The following is a 240-nucleotide window of genomic DNA, read 5'->3' on the forward strand; positions in this document are numbered from 1 at the left end:
TGCTGTAAGTGGCCGTGTCATTCGCATCAATATCCGTTGAGGTGATGGTGCCATTAACTACTGAACCATCTTCCTTGGCGCTGACTTGCGCGATGGGATCCAGTACCGGTGCATCGTTAACGTTGTTAACCACCAGGTTAAAGGTGGACGTGACGGTTGCGCCCTGGCTGTCGGTGGCGGTAACGGTAATGCTGGTCGTACCTACATCGCTGTTGGTAGGTGTACCTGTGAAGGTGCCGG

At 54.2% G+C, this 240-nt stretch carries 1 protein-coding gene; it reads right to left on the reverse strand.

Translation table 11 applies throughout. The features are described from left to right. Positions 1-240 (reverse strand): putative Ig domain-containing protein (locus tag LZP69_RS16830; RefSeq protein WP_234201766.1); only part of this gene is annotated, 240 nt, incomplete at both ends.

This window comes from Shewanella sp. AS1, from assembly GCF_021412565.1.
GTDB lineage: Bacteria > Pseudomonadota > Gammaproteobacteria > Enterobacterales > Shewanellaceae > Shewanella.